The organism is Xenorhabdus sp. KK7.4 (assembly GCF_963876465.1).
GTDB classification, from domain to species: domain Bacteria; phylum Pseudomonadota; class Gammaproteobacteria; order Enterobacterales; family Enterobacteriaceae; genus Xenorhabdus; species Xenorhabdus stockiae.
The window spans coordinates 52109-66792 of the sequence record NZ_CAWNQF010000071.1; the positions used below are offsets into that span (position 1 = coordinate 52109).

The following is a 14684-nucleotide window of genomic DNA, read 5'->3' on the forward strand; positions in this document are numbered from 1 at the left end:
AGAAGTCGCATCAATTAATCATTATGCATTGAGCCATAGCTCAGTGAATTCCTGGTAAATGTGCATGGCTAACGTCATATTCTGCAGTCGTTTGGCATTTTCACTTCTGGCTACCGCACGGGACTGTAACATGGCATAGAGATCATCGAGTTTTTGGTCAAACTCAACTGCATCAATATCTTTCAATACGTGCATATAATTCACGACCCCAGCCGTCACAAGACGTGGAGTCTTTAATGGCTGCTGTCGCGCTAATGCGGTCAGCAATTGCGTCATAACCTGAGTATTAAACGACGATTCGGGTGGAATGCTCACATCCGGCATCGTCGATGGTGTTATCGGTATTTCGGGTACGGATGACGGCGGATAGTTAACGGCAACGGCGACATCTTCCGTAGCAGAACGTAATACGGCTGCTTGTGTTTCTAACTGTTCCGACTTCTGCAATGTATCCGGTGCGACAAACGATTGTTTATTTCTGGGAGCTTTGCTTTGCTTCGGCTCAATAGGGATATCCTGCAGGCTATCGGCAGACGGGATCACCGATTTTTTTCGTGTCGATGGTTTAGTCATTTGTTTCTCCTCTCAGATCAAGTTCCCACACATTGGGCCTTTTTGATTTTGTCGGAATACTGGTGACACCTTCTAGCATATGCTTACGGGTATCTCGTGCACGCAATAGCTTCATGTGCTCTTTAAACAGGTCAAAAGGATAGTTATTACTTTCACACCAACGTCGTGCAAAACCCTTATTAATAAATAATTTATGACTGTAATTTTCCTGACGCAAACCGAGTTCTTTCGAGGGAAGCTGGTTCGACATAATGGGGGTGTTTGCTGCTCTGATTTCCAGACGGTTCTCAAATGTGGCTGAAATAAAGTGTTCAAAGATACTCGTCGGGGTGACTTTATCCTGCTCGACGTTGACACGTATTCTTTCTAACTGTTCTTTCACGGTAGTCATGACCCGTGCCACATCAAAATCCCATACTCCCAATTCTTTACCAAGAATTAATCCCGCAATTCCCAGTGAGACTGTCCATGTCCAGTAACGTTCTTTTTGTGTAAAATCAAAAAATTCCTGACATTCTCGACTCACGTCTTCACAGAGCTTTTTCACCAGATCCATGTTACGCATGAGGTTGCGTAACCAGAGTCTTCCAACAGCACCAGAATGGATCGTGCGGGCTAACATAAATGTTTGCTCAACGAAGTCTTTGTTCTCGTTGTTGCGTCCCCAAAGGCTTGGTAGATTGCTCATGTCGAGTTCGATAACACGGGCATTTAACGCCTCAGACAGCGCATTCATATTTACCAGTTGTTGTGTCAGTGATAAGTTTCCTGTTGACAAAACCGCCATAGTCCAGGAGCCATTATTTTCTTGCAAACGATTCGTATTGGGTAATCCTCTGTCTTTATCGCGCCCCTGTGTTACGGAATAAACAAAATCCGTCAGTTCTTTGCCCTGACGTTCGGTGATTTCATCAATGAACATGGTGATGGCATTTAATTCACCTAATCGTCGATAGAGCGCAACTGCCGTGTCACGGGTCAGACCTTCAATACCACTGCCTCCATCTACTTGGTGACGTCCCCAAATAGATACCGCCAGGCGGGCAGACGTTGTTTTGCCAACACCGGATTTCGTTGCATAACTATGAACAAGACAGCCCTGGACGCCCATTAATTTAAATAATGGGGCGGCAAAACTCACACCCATTAAAAATTGTGGCAGCTCCATATCTGGCACATTAATTAAATCCATCGCTTTACGAAAACCGGCTACAGACGCATCCTCACTCATACGAAAGGCTTTATCCATACTGCCCCCATTATTCGCCAGTATCATTGGTCGTACCGAACCATCCACACGAAACTCGGTATTCCCCAACAGAAAAGCAGACATATCGTCTGTCCAGCCATAATGTTGGTGCTGCTTATCAGCGGCCCGTACATCGGCAGCCTGCTCTGCGGTTCGACGTAAAAAGGTCATAAGATTTCCCCATTGCCCTTTTGAGGTGACCGTGACACCATGTTTACTTAATAAGCCCTGTAAACTCTGATCTTTGGGTAACTCGGATACAGGTAATTCAAATACCCTTGCAGGATCATGTGGCATCGTCACCTGCATCACAAATGACTCACCATTCTGTGGCGAATAAACGCGGTTAAGAAACAAAAGCGGATATTTATAAATTAATATTTCTTTTCCATCGGCCTCTTTTGCCCGTTTCCAGATCCCCGACCCCATCGCACTTGACGCAATTTTATAATCACGGTGCAATGGTAACGGTTGCTCCGTTATCTCCGCGACCTGTTTGCTCAGTAATGTAATTGAGGGGAGTTGGCCATCTTGTATCGTTACCGGACGTGCTTGCGGAATATGGTTAATAATGGACTTTAATTCTTCTTCGGAGGCTTCTTCAATGACTTTGCCAAGTACAATGGGTGATCGAATTTTGCCCCAATGGGGGCAATCACGACAGACATCCGGGTTGAGACGACTGAACATGTCACAGGTGTAAGGTTTATCTATCACGGATTGTGCTTTAGCTTCCGTTTCTGTAACGGAGTAAGTTGGATACTGATCTGAGATTTTATGTATCCACTCCTCACCATCAAAACAATTTATCGCAATCGATAAAGCTCCCCGCCATGTCGGTTCGTCGGTGGTACTTTGTTGTTCATAACATAAGGCGAGTTGGTCACAGCCGCCTGGTTTGGGGTTTGTACTGCCTATATCACATCGTGCGATGATCTGAGCAAATGAAAATGATTTCTTTTGCACCCCCCATACCGCATCCTGAAAATCATTTTCATCTTGAAGAAAATCGGGCATCGCCCCCAGACTATCCGATTGCGGTTGTACATAAGGTAATACTTCCTGCATTTCGGCAAGAGTATAGGGTGTGGACTCAGTGGCTATAATACGAACGGCATTACCACTTTTGGTATGTCGTGTCCCCGGAACGCGTAAAATACCGCTGATGCGCATACTTGCGCCTGCGTCCATTTTTAAACCGTGTGTGTGGACGAGTTGTTCTAAACCCCCATGAAGTACCCGCCATTGTTCCGGTGACACGGGTTTATCCAGTATCCAATAAATATGTAAACCTTCACCACTGGCAATAATATAATTCGGTTGCCACATATCCGCGTCAACGAGCCATTGGGAAAACGCGGTATAGGCCATTTCAAAGCTGGGGTAGGCCCATTTTGGGTGTTTCTCGAATTTTTCTTTCCCTGCATCAATATCTAGCCATAGGGATTTCACTTCCTGTACATGATCATCCCGACGCCCAGCATATTCCGTTCCTTTTGTGTTAAAGGAAGACATGGCAAAGTATAAGTCCGTCTCTCCTGACTCATGCTGCTGAATAAATCTGGCAGCATTACCATCGCGGATATTGACCCAGTAGTTACGAACTTCTTTACCTGTCGCTGTCCGAGGATTCTTTTTGATGGTGACAAGCACCGTTTCACCCTCTGGAGGAACAACCGACGTTAAGAAGTCCATACGGTGCCTTATAGGTTAATACTATTTTTAATCAATGATTGAATATTTTTTAATCCAATAACATCCCAGTCGCGTTTTGAATCGTCGAAGGGAAGTTCACCGTCGTCACTGAGATCATTGGCCCAAGTGCTGTCATGTTTCAGCTCTTCCAACGTGTATTTGTATTTCAATGCGGTCTGTACTTTTTCAGCAAAGGCTAAAAGAATATTGGGATAGACTGTCTTAGGACTGCACGGTAATGCGCCCACGGCATCTATTTCCGTTAATACCATAATGGCTAAACGGACTTCATCGGTATATTTAGCCTGATACGCTGACGCATTGACAAGACGTCCAATCTGGGACGCCGACATATTGGGTAAGAGATAACCCAACGTTTTATTGTTAATACCCAACTTTACCGCAAGTTCTGTAAGTTCCACAGATAACGTAGCCTCTGACATTCTCGTCTCCTTAATGCCATGATTGGATCATCGTTGATGCGATTAATCGTTATTTTGTAACAACGCTGCGTTCAAAGCGGCCTCCATTTCAGGGGTTAATAGGCTGCCTTTACCTCGCGTCTTGGGTTGTTCATCATCTGGTGCTTCTGCAGCTTGTTGTTGTGCGGCACGTAAGCTCGGTGAGGCATTCGAGAAAGTCTCTTCGGCTTCGGTTGCTTCAACGACAGAAGCACGGCGACTGACGCGTTGTTGTGTCGGCGTATTCACATCGGCAGAACGCTGTTCTTTTGCTGAGGATGTCACCGTTGCACCTCGCGTCCGTGTTATTCCTGTTGAACTGGTTTGTGTCGGTGCGGCGTGACGACGACGCCCCAGTACAGCTGAGGAGTCCGCAGGCGTATTTCGGGTACGTGTCTGAGTGGGCTGCTCTGGATTTGAAACGGTATCCTGTGATGCTACCTCGTTACGCCTACTGCGTGTACGTACAGTATTATCTTGTGTTATTGACGTATTCTGTAGTGTATTCACGGCACTTCGATTGCGTGTGCGGACGCCACTTTTATGATCGTCTGAGGTATTTTGTCCGTCTGTCACCGGTGTTCGGGTACGGGTACGGCCTGCGACCGCGCCATTTTCTTGCCGATTGGCTTCCGCCGCCCGTCTTGCCAGAGCTTCTGACTGACGACGCTCTTCGGCCAAACGTTGTTCTTCTGCGATACGACGTTCCTCTGCAATACGACGTTCTTCCGCTAAGTGTGCTTCATATTGTTGATAATCAGCTAACGTAACTTCTTCTATGTCAGGTGTTTCAACGGGTAAGTTTGTCCCCGGTTGTAACATAACAATTGCGCCCAGCTCCGTATGCCGCCAGTAGGTAGGTATGTTATCGGTGATAGGATTGTCATAGAAAATAATTTCACCGGTAAAGGGGTCTACAGTCTCCTGTCCCGTATTAACTGATTCGGTATTGCGTACTGGCGTATGGGCCGCTGGTGTTTGCAAATGGGCTGGCATTTGTCCGAATCCCTCGGCACTCAGTTGTTCTGCTTGTTCTGTATCCAAAACACCGAGCCGCAGTACGCGGTCAAGTTCGTCAGATTCAATCAGTTTTCGTACCTGTTGGTATTCTTCGGGATCAGCAACGTATCCTTTGGGTTTCATCAAAATACGTTTATGTTCTGAATAAGGATCGACATAAAGCTGAATCCAGGCTTTCGAGGGATCTAATTTTTGTTTTCTAAACCAGTTAACGAGGGCATTCAGTCCCATATAACCATCGGTATTCGGTTTTTCCCCAAAGATAGCAGTTGATGATAAATTCACCTGAAAAATGGTATCCCACGTACTGTCATTTTCTCCCGGTGTCCAAACGGCAATAGATTGCCGATAACGACATGCCCTCGATTCACCATTAATGCCAGAGCCGGGAAGATTTTGTGGACATAAATCACAGCGCGTACACTGCTTATGTTTCGCATCGGCAGCGGGCGTAATATTATCATTAGAGTAACAATCGGGGGTTTCTTTACTGCCTTCCACATACGTATCACGATAAAATGTGCGTCCGACCTTTGATGGTCGAAGCATAACAACGGTCATAGGCTGCAAAGGTTGGGACTGGGCAACCAGATTCGGGCCAATAAAAGCCTGCAATATATGTCCTTTCATTTTGATGCGAGCAAAACTAGACAGTCCAACATCATCCCAGTAAGCACTTAGGCCGTCGTGTTCATCGCGCAAATGCGCAGGTAAATTATGATCAAAGGTCACGATAGAATTATTCATAAGGAATTCCTTATTTCGCGGGTTTGAATTGTATGTGTTGTCGTGTAAATGCCTTTAATCCCGGTGGCAGGGCATCACCATGCTGTTTTCTATACGCTTCCACGCGTGGTTTTGATACGTTCTTACTGAAAAAAGATAAGTCCTGACTGGTAACAATAAAATCTCCCCAGGCATCCAAATCCTGCACACTGTATTCCACCGTCGTTTTTAAGAGAACCTTACCTGATTCCGTATCCAATGAATGAATTTTCTCATTTTGCATCCGTTTTTGAACTTCGTAATACAGGACGCGTAATTGATCATCAATGCTTTTTGTTTCCTCTATCATTGCCGCCTTGTGCATGGCTTCAATGGCTTCTTTCTGTTGCATTAATTGAATATGGGCTGAGGCCAATTGCGCTGTTGAGATACCGACAAAAGGATCACTCATTGTTAGTCCCCCTGGTTGTCTTTTAAGAGACTCCTGTAAATATCCAGCAATGTTAATTGAGCATCTGCGCGTCCTGCGGTTATGTCATAAAGCTGTTTTTCCCGTTGATCACCCCAGATTTCGGTTACCGTCATATGGTGTGTCTGTCCATTACGTTCCATTCGGGCATTAGCCTGTAAATACACTTCGGTACTGCTATACGGTGCAAACCAAATGGTATGACTCGCTGCCGTTAACGTCACACCGTGTGCGAATGCGGAGGGCACACCGACTATCACTTGCATCTGTCCTTTAAGATCATCTTGAAAACTGTCGAAGATTTTTTGGCGTGCTGTCTTACTTATCCCGCCGTGGATGACGCCAACCGCAATATTTTTAAGGCGTAAATAACGGGCAATCATATCAACAGCGGCACGGAATGGCGCAAAAATAAGCACTTTTCCCTCTTCACTGTGAATAATTTCCAGACATTCATTCAACCGTTTCGTGGGTTTCATTTCAACCACTTCGCCATTTTCAGAAAGCACGGCACCACAACAAATTTGTACCACTTTATTCAATAAAATGGCTTGGTTATCTCCCGTGATATCTTCACCCGCTAAATTAACCGTCTGCTGAATACGTAACATCTTAATTGCGGCATTTTGTACCGATGTTAAGGGTAAATAACGCGATTCATATACAATTGGTGGCAAATCAATACAATCCCGTGTTCGAATTCGGATCGCGGGTTTCATGTATTTTGCGACGGTATCCTGCCAACCTTCAAGGGGAAGTCGTTTAAACTCGTTGACTTTCCACGTCGTTAAATTTTCCCACCAGTAGATATTCGGCACCGTATTACCAAAACCATCAAACATACAAATCTGGCCGAATGCATCTTTTGGCCCCATTGGTGTGGGGGTTCCTGTCATTTGCCACGCATACATGGCATTACGCACAAGGGGATAAACCAACGTCCATAAATCCGTTTCCCTGTTCTTTATTTTAGTACTCTCATCCAGAATAATCAGGTCGTAATTATTCTGAATAAATTCCTTATGAAGTCCTTTCAACGCTTCGTAATTCGTAATGTGAAACGGTGCATCCGAGGCGACCTGTTCCTGTTTCTTTTTTACTGACCCTTCAATCACCGTAAAATCTGCCACACCGAACAGCAATTTTGCAGCGGTAGGCTGCCACGCATCCAATAATACGGAAGACGGACAAAGTACCAGGATCTTTTTTACCAATCCGAGGGTATACAGATAATGAGCCGCCCAGATGCCGATAGCGGTTTTCCCTGTTCCTGTTCCCGCAAAACAATAGGCTTTTTTTCTAAGACATAAAAAGTCAGCACATACAATCTGGTGCTGATACGGACGAAAATCACTGGGGCCGGGCCAATTATAGTCCCGATAAATAGGACTAACAGCGGGTAAATTGGCAAACGCCAGGAGTGCCGCATTATAATAGTTCCACTTATAGGCAACTGTATTGTCACCCAGATCAATACGTCCTTCTGGATTCAACACACGTGCCTGTTCTAGCTCTTGTTCTGACCCCTGAATGACGAGCGCCCGTTGCTGATAGAGTTGCAACGTTGCCATCATTCAACCTTATGAATATACATCATTCAATAATGTTTCCTGCCATAAACCTAATTCTTTGAGTTTATTATCACGGGCTTCTCGGGCCTCTTTAATCGTCTGATAACCACCTTGCTGATCGAGTCCTTTTCCCCGATAAATGCGCCAGTAAAATGTTTTCTCTTCGCGATTACGGTAAATTCCCGCACGAGGATTACGAAAGAGCTGTGCAATATGAGGAGAAAGACACACAATATTATCCACGGTACGCGCACAATTATCATCCAGTAATCGAACAAGGCCATTCGGTTCTTTGCCTGTCACGACAGCCCAAATAAGATCCAGAATATTTTTCCGTATGTTTCCCGCACCGCTCCCAATAGCGATCCGAACATACGTGTTACTGCCATTCATTGTGATACCGACGTGTTCACCCGCATAACGTTGGTTAAACCATGTACAGGAACGCTCTGCCATCCCCTGATCCGCCTGACTGTATTTTCGGTAGAGTTCTGGTGTACGTGCTTTCCAAAAAAGACCACCCGTATTCGGATTATAGGTCATTAATGCCTGTAAATCTTTCGCCTTAAGAGTGTGTTTCATTCCATTGTCCTCCGACAAGTTTCATTATCTCTTCATCAGATAGGCCTGCAGTTTCTTTGGGTTTCAGTTGCTTAAGTATACTGACCAATCGGGCATTGGCGTTAGTCATGCCTTCTCCTGCCAACTGAACGCTGTTATCTAATGATTCCATCATCGTCAGAATGGTTTCCAGCATGGCCTGTTCTTCTTTTCGTCGCTCATATAAATTGCGCAATAACACCAATAAGGCATCTCCCCTTATTGTCAGAAACGTGACATCTGGATTTTCTTTCATTGTCATGAGTATATCCGCTCGTATGTCAACTGTCGTTCACTTCTGAACCGTGGCATTAAACGGACAGTTCATCACCGGACAATAGGCACACAACGGCGATGTCTGTTCCGGCCAATAATCACGCTCATAAGAATCAATAATACGTAAAGATTCCCGTAAAAATTTCCGCATTTGTATCGCGTGTCCTTCCTCATGAAGATAGGTTGTATGCGTTTTAACAGTGCCTGCTTCTAAGAATATCAGGGCACTATCAAATTGCGTATAATGCTGCATGGTTGGCTGTGCTTTTGCCATGACACTCATTAAATCCAACTGATCGGTTTTAGGATAACGGTCTTTTCCTGTTTTATAATCATACAGATAGAGTTTTTTTAAACTTCCCATCCCTAAATCGGTTTTTCCCCGCATAAAAACGGCAGACGTATCAAACCAACTTGCTACCTTGCCGTCCGCTTTAATGGCCCATTCCTGTTCACCGAACAAAGGAATACCAACACGCTGTTCTGCTACTAAGTTATTAAATTTCTTCTTTAACATATCCGCTACGCCAGTACCGATTTTTTCTTTCACCACCGCATCCATCAGCTGGCCTTTTAACAGATAATTTTCGTGAGCCTGGTGTACCTGCGTTCCCCATAAGGTGGCTGGGGTGTCAGTATAGGGAATGTTATGTGTCAGGTGTTGTTCATAAAATCGTCGCGGACATTGTTGATACTGACTCAGTTTCGAAAATGATAAGGCCAACGACAAAAGTTTACCGCCCCCAACTGGTTTATGAATTTTATTCGGCCACTCCACATCATGATCCAGAGGATATGCGATTAAGTCGTCTTTTTCTTTTGCTGAAAAGATCACTTTACCCATCGCGCTTCACTCCGGGAATGCGTATCACCGGTTGAACGTCAGCTGGCCTTTTATTTTCCGAATCCAAGATCCAGCCCGTGATAAATTGTGTAATGAGAATACTGAACTGTTGCGCATCCGTCAGTTTTTCTAAGTCGGCATCACATTGGGGGGCAATAAAATCGTTACCAAAATTATAATTGATATCAACTTGACCATCAGGCAGATCGGTCACGGTAATAATGACATTTGCCATTTTATATACTCTCCTTTTGACAGTGAGGACAGTGACAGGCCATAAGATGCACACATGGTTCACCGTTAGATTTTATAAACAAACCATGACAATCTGGACAGTTGTGATGTAAACATGGCTTATCATTTTGAAATTGAGCGGTATTTGATAAGGTGGAAATGCTCGGTGTATCGGGTTTAGCATACAGAGTGAGCTTGCTATCGGTATCTTCCGTTATAATCTTTCCTAACGGAATAAGTTCGTTGGGGGGAAGAGACTGCCCTTGTGTGTCCATTTGATAACAGGCGGCGTTAATCTGGCTTGCAAACTGCCAGTACACTGCGAGCTGTCGTGATAAACATTGAGCTTCCCAAAGAGCATCGTGCTCTGCACGATGTGCTGTGCCTGTATTGGGTGCCCGAATCGGGAAGATCATTTCAAAGGTACGTAGACACGCCCCGTTATAGAACAGCCACGGTAGTGGTTCCGAATCGTTATTCACTTCACGATATAAGACTTCCATAATCGGACAGTCAAACGCAGCCCCACGCCCCAGTAAATAAAGATTACGAATAGGGAAATGGATTTCACCCCAGTTCATATGCGCACTGACGGTTTTTTTAATCCAGGTTGTCATTTCCTGCATGACATCAATAAGTATTGGGGTGTCAGATTCACACGCTTTTTTAAACCTGAAACGTACTTCGGCTTCTTGACTCATAAGCCACGCCAGTGTGCTAGGTGTCTGTTTAAATCCCCGTGCTACCATATCATGCACATTGACCAGTGACCCCCACGATCCCAGTATGAGTCCGTCACCCCGCACTAAGGCAAGACCAACCTCCCAAACTAAAGGTTTATCCCCCGCCAGATTAGATAATGTCTCAACATCGGCAATGAGAAATAACGTATCGCGTTTTATTTTTGGCTGCACGGTTTATCCTTATTTTCGTTTAGTTGCATTCTTTCAAAAGAGCATCAGCATTCCTCTGATTAAAACCAGAGGCTATCCAGATAGCTTCATCATATTGATCACCATAGGTTGGGCCTGCGGTCAGCTCACAATCAATAGGTGTCCGTTGCGCCCAATCGGGGCGCTCTCTCATTCGGTATTGGATTTGTTCACAGCAATAGGAAAGATCTTCGTTTGGTAGAATAAAAATTAATTCATCGTGTACGGTTAAACACCAAAAAAGGCCGTCATTTCGCAGGTTCATCATCATTCCCTGTAGAATACGGGTAGAACTGCCTTGTGTGACATTATTCGCAATAATGCCGCGATAAATCTTGCGGGTTTCCCGTTTCTCGGCGTCGGTATACAAAATGATGTCGCGGTTTAATTCATCTTTACCGGCGATCCGAAGATCGTCATAACGCAGTATCCAGCCATCCGGTAAAATTATCTTGTTTTTCATGGCAATATAGTTGTTTTCATAGCCAAAAGAATAGGTGCCACCATAAAGCATCACGTCTAAGGCATTTTGGCACTGCGTCCAGAACTGAACGATATTTTTATAACGGTCACGATAAAGTAAAACAGCGTCATGGCAGAATTCTTTGGTGACATCTAAATCATAGGCTGTGCGTAGCCGTAAATAAAACGATTCGAACCATGACCCATATTGCAGAGAAAGAATTCCCTCTTTACCGACGTTACGCTCTTTCTTTCGGCCATTTATTTTTGAGACTTCATAACCATATAACATCGTTGCAAAGTCAGAATAAGGATCTTCATTGCAGGCAAACTGTAACAGCAAATCGTCCTGTCCGGCATGGTCAGCCATCCGTCTGGCTTCAATCTGCGATAAGTCGCAGGTGACGACTGAATAGCCTTTCGGTGCCCGTAGGGATTTTCGCAGCGTCAGATCGCCGCCACGTTTGGGGAAGTTCTGAACATTAATATCCTGATAGCCGACCCAGCGTCCCGTTGTTGCACCAAACGCTTTCAGGGGAACCGGCATCTTTCCTCGATGTGCAATATCTAATAGATTTTTGGCCCGTGTGATCCCAATCGTGGACTTCTCGCCCATACGGGCTTCACAGACCGCCTCAAGAAACGGATCGCCCGATGTTAACAGCGCCTTAAAGCCCATATCCGTTTTAGCAAATGCATACGTCTTTTTTGGTGTCCCGTCCGCATTCTTTGCGGTCTTACTGTCTTTCATAGGAACATCCACACCCAATTGCGTCAGTACCTCTGCAAATTGAGGGTTTGACGATAAGCGTTTACGAAACGTCTCAACATCTTGTGAAAATGCCTCAGAAATTTTTGCCAGTTTGTCTTCCTGTAACTGTATCAGGCGCGGGATATACTCACACAGTAACGCCTTATCCAAATCAAACTGACAGACACAACCGGCCCGTATCGTGTCGGACATGGTGACCATATCCATTTCAGAGTAGTGCCAACGGAAAAGGCCGTAGAGTGGTGGCAAAAGATCCACATCTCGAAGACCATAATCCCCATACCGCTGTAATCCAGTGGCCGTAAAATGTTCCAGACGCATTCCCATCACCTGGTGAACTTCTTCTTTCTTATTCGGCAGGGAATACCGTTTTGCTAATTGGGCCAGACTGTTTGCCGCTTTTGCGCCATGTAATGGCCGCGCCATCGTCATGGTACAGGTAAACTCAAGGGGTTCTATTCCGTAGTAATCTGACAGAATAAAACCATCAAAGGGAAGGTTGTGTGCGATGACGTTACAGTTGTGTAACATGAGGGCATTCAGTTCTTTTCTTACGGCACCTTTATGGTTCGGTATCCAGTACCGTTCGCCCGTATCAGGAATAAGAAAGGAGCAAAGTATGACCTGAAAACGGGGATCACGAACATACTTTTCATAGGTCATGCCTTTTGCTGATAATGAATACTTATTGGCAGGATCATAAAACGTTTCAAAATCCAGAAAGACTTTCGGAATACGATCAAAATCAGAGGTCAGAGCACGTGTTAGGTTGTGACGGGATTGCTGCTTTTCCTTATCGCTGAATATATCGTTTTGCAGAATTCCATAATCGTATGCGTATAACATTATGTTACATTCCAAGTGATTAGTGGCCTGATAATCAGATAAATTAATCCGATAAGACAGAAAATCAGTACCCAGTCACCTGATTTTGACATAAAGGCCGGACTTATTGTGTCTTGACGTCGGTCATAAAGCTCTTTTAAACATTGCAAATGATGCTCGGCCATTTGTAAATTATCTTTATCATAACGTGTTAGCGTCCCATCATCATGCTGTTCTATTTTTTCTTGTAAATCCGCAATGTAACGAACGAGTTGTTCTTCATTCAAATCCGCATCTGCATCATATGACCATCCCTGTTCTTCACAGGGGAGAGTGACATGCACGTATTTCATTCAACCACCTCGATTTATTTCATGACGGCTATGAAAAACACCATTGTGTTACCTCAGCTGCATTAAAATACGTTTTCCAATCCAACTCATTATGGGAACGGCCATTGCATTGCCGATGACACGATAACGATGTCCATCAGGGCAATCCATCGCAGGCTTACCCTTCCACGGGATTTGCGTATGATTATCCGGCAAACCTTGCAAGCGTTCACATTCCAGAGGCGTTAAACGACGCACGGTATTGGGTGTGGTTATCAAATCCGTCGCATCTTTATAGTCCCTGGATTTCAGCGTCGAAGACATCTCGTCTTGTTTATACGCACCAAAGGCCAGCATTCTGTATGTTGATATCAGGCCGCTCCCTCTTTGTGAAAAAATTTCTTGGTTGCTCATTCCTATACCGCCCACATTGTGGCTCTGGTTTAAGGTCGGATGCGGATAGGTGAAAGAGTCCCAGTGACTACCAATAGAGCTTCTTCCAACGCTTTGGGTAAGACTTTGTTGCGTCGTTTGGCTCGTGTCAAAATTCCCGCACACGCTGTAGGACTCAAAAAGTATTTCGGCGGGATCGACATCTCTTCTAGCACTTGCGACAACAAACACGCGACGACGACGTTGGGCGACGCCGAAATATTGCGCGTCCAACACTCGCCAGGCGACAGTTCGTTGTGGGCCAGACACCAAACCCGCGTTCGTCCATTTTTTCCCTGACGGCTGTAGGGGGACGTTTTCTCCGGCAAGTCCACCAAGAAAGCATCCAAAAGCATTATCTTTGCTGGATAATACGCCGGGAACGTTTTCCCAGACAATGATAGCTGGGGATTCGGTATTTGATGCTCTGACGCTATCAAGGACATTCGCTATCTCCACAAAGGATAAGGTTAATTGCCCCCGTTTATCAATGAGGCCGCTCCGCAATCCGGCAATACTGAATGCCTGACAGGGCGTACCACCGACAAGAATATCGGGTGCACTTATACTTTGATTCATGATCTTATCTGCCACACAGATCATATCACCAAGATTAGTTATATGCGGCCAACGATACTGTAATACAGCACTGGGAAAGGCATCTGTCTCGCTAAACCATGCGGGTATTATTCCTAATGACTCCCATGCAACACTCGTGGCCTCTATACCTGAACAAACCGAACCAAAGTGCATCATACTCATAACGTGTTGTTTTTCATTTTCCAACTTTTGTATTAATCGTTAATATGACTCCATTCGGTAACAGATATCGTGGCCCATCAAGCGTTCCGTTATGAATGGCAGCCAGCCACGTATGAAATACAGACAGGTTGGTTTCATTCACGACAGCGGCATAACCACCTGCATTGAGTGTCGAGAGTAATCGTCGGCATTGAAGTGCCGTAGGTTTATTTTTTCCTGCCTTGACTTCAACCGCTAAAAATGACCCTAGTCCGCCCTGCACATCAGGCACACAACATATTCTGTCTGCATGACCACTGCGACCAAAGCCGCCTGTCGTGGGTGTAAGAACATACGCACCCACATGCGCTAGTAAACTATCGACCTGTTCCTTAACTTTTGATTCGGGGGTACGTGCCATGATTCCTCCTGTGTTATACCAACCGGTGGCTTCCATAGCGCGTCATAAA

The 14684-nt window shown here is 45.1% G+C and carries 14 protein-coding genes and 1 pseudogene; all 15 read right to left on the minus strand.

Going from position 1 to position 14684, the window contains the following annotated elements; translation table 11 throughout:
• Positions 1–21 precede the first annotated feature (21 nt).
• Positions 22–573 (minus strand): hypothetical protein, encoded by a 552-nt coding sequence (locus tag AACS90_RS11090; protein ID WP_099122733.1) that lies wholly within the window; start codon positions 571–573, stop codon positions 22–24.
• Positions 566–3517: a DUF927 domain-containing protein gene (locus tag AACS90_RS11095; protein ID WP_099122734.1), complete on the minus strand. Its 2952-nt coding sequence runs from the start codon at positions 3515–3517 to the stop codon at positions 566–568. The genes AACS90_RS11090 and AACS90_RS11095 overlap by 8 nt, the downstream gene beginning before the upstream one ends.
• 8 nt (positions 3518–3525) lie before the next feature.
• A complete protein-coding gene (locus AACS90_RS11100; protein ID WP_099122735.1) occupies positions 3526–3960 on the minus strand; it encodes a hypothetical protein in 435 nt (144 codons plus the stop codon).
• A gap of 42 nt (positions 3961–4002) precedes the next feature.
• Positions 4003–5745, minus strand: a complete 1743-nt coding sequence (locus AACS90_RS11105; RefSeq protein ID WP_099122736.1) for a hypothetical protein — start codon at positions 5743–5745, stop codon at positions 4003–4005.
• Positions 5746–5755: 10 nt separating this feature from the next.
• Positions 5756–6175 (minus strand): hypothetical protein, encoded by a 420-nt coding sequence (locus AACS90_RS11110; protein WP_099122737.1) that lies wholly within the window; start codon positions 6173–6175, stop codon positions 5756–5758.
• 2 nt (positions 6176–6177) lie between these two features.
• Positions 6178–7767 carry a helicase-related protein gene (locus tag AACS90_RS11115; RefSeq protein WP_099122738.1) on the minus strand — a complete coding sequence of 530 codons (1590 nt, stop codon included), beginning with the start codon at positions 7765–7767 and terminating at the stop codon, positions 6178–6180.
• A 6-nt stretch (positions 7768–7773) separates the two neighbouring features.
• On the minus strand, positions 7774–8346 hold the full coding sequence (locus AACS90_RS11120; protein WP_099122739.1) for a hypothetical protein: 573 nt from the start codon (positions 8344–8346) through the stop codon (positions 7774–7776).
• On the minus strand, positions 8330–8626 hold the full coding sequence (locus AACS90_RS11125) for a hypothetical protein (protein WP_099122740.1): 297 nt from the start codon (positions 8624–8626) through the stop codon (positions 8330–8332). The genes AACS90_RS11120 and AACS90_RS11125 overlap by 17 nt, the downstream gene beginning before the upstream one ends.
• Positions 8627–8656: 30 nt before the next feature.
• Positions 8657–9484: a PD-(D/E)XK nuclease family protein gene (locus AACS90_RS11130; protein WP_099122741.1), complete on the minus strand. Its 828-nt coding sequence runs from the start codon at positions 9482–9484 to the stop codon at positions 8657–8659.
• Positions 9477–9719 carry a hypothetical protein gene (locus AACS90_RS11135; protein ID WP_099122742.1) on the minus strand — a complete coding sequence of 81 codons (243 nt, stop codon included), beginning with the start codon at positions 9717–9719 and terminating at the stop codon, positions 9477–9479. Before AACS90_RS11135 ends, AACS90_RS11130 begins: the two co-directional genes overlap by 8 nt.
• A 1-nt stretch (position 9720) precedes the next feature.
• Positions 9721–10632 carry a 3'-5' exoribonuclease domain-containing protein gene (locus tag AACS90_RS11140; RefSeq protein ID WP_099122743.1) on the minus strand — a complete coding sequence of 304 codons (912 nt, stop codon included), beginning with the start codon at positions 10630–10632 and terminating at the stop codon, positions 9721–9723.
• A 19-nt stretch (positions 10633–10651) separates the two neighbouring features.
• Positions 10652–12730 (minus strand): DNA polymerase, encoded by a 2079-nt coding sequence (locus tag AACS90_RS11145; protein ID WP_099122744.1) that lies wholly within the window; start codon positions 12728–12730, stop codon positions 10652–10654.
• Positions 12730–13062 (minus strand): hypothetical protein, encoded by a 333-nt coding sequence (locus AACS90_RS11150; RefSeq protein WP_099122745.1) that lies wholly within the window; start codon positions 13060–13062, stop codon positions 12730–12732. The genes AACS90_RS11145 and AACS90_RS11150 overlap by 1 nt, the downstream gene beginning before the upstream one ends.
• Positions 13063–13128: 66 nt before the next feature.
• Positions 13129–14235 (minus strand): annotated as a pseudogene (locus AACS90_RS11155) (DNA cytosine methyltransferase); the annotation flags it as partial.
• A gap of 13 nt (positions 14236–14248) precedes the next feature.
• Positions 14249–14635: a hypothetical protein gene (locus AACS90_RS11160; protein ID WP_153043678.1), complete on the minus strand. Its 387-nt coding sequence runs from the start codon at positions 14633–14635 to the stop codon at positions 14249–14251.
• Positions 14636–14684: the final 49 nt, after the last annotated feature.